Source organism: Neisseria sp. P0021.S007, from assembly GCF_051956855.1.
Map to the genome: position 1 here is coordinate 1 of NZ_JBQCXA010001312.1, position 501 is coordinate 501.

Consider the following 501-nt stretch of genomic DNA (forward strand, 5'->3'; position numbering starts at 1 on the left):
GTTTTCCACATGCGGTTTTGCGAGAACGCTTGGGTGGTGCGCACGCCGCCGGGCGCGGCTTTGAAGCGTTCGATGGCGTGGGTGTTTTCGGGATTGGTGACGTCCCATTTTTCAATCGCGTCTTTCAGCGTCGGCGCATGGATGGTGTAGACGTCGGTGTGCAGTTTGCCCGCTTTGTCCAATTCTTTCAGGATGGCGAAGATGCCGCCCGCGCGGTGCACGTCTTCCATGTAGTAGTCGTGGTTGTTGGGCGCGGTTTTGCAGATGCAGGGGACGACGCGGCTTAAGCGGTCGATGTCGGCCATTTTGAAATCCACGCCCGCTTCGTTGGCGACGGCGAGCAAATGCAGGATGGTGTTGGTGGAGCCGCCCATGGCGATGTCCATGGTCATGGCATTTTCAAACGCTTTTTTGGTGGCGATGCTGCGCGGCAGTACGGTTTCGTCGTCTTGCTCGTAATAGCGTTTGGTGATTTCGACAATCATGCGGCCTGCTTCGAGG

1 protein-coding gene is annotated in these 501 nt (G+C 57.5%); it reads right to left on the bottom strand.

The window, feature by feature from the left end; all coding sequences use genetic code 11:
• Positions 1-501, bottom strand: a 501-nt coding sequence (locus ACTHUR_RS18910) for a dihydroxy-acid dehydratase domain-containing protein (protein WP_440400317.1), incomplete at both ends; no start/stop codon positions are given.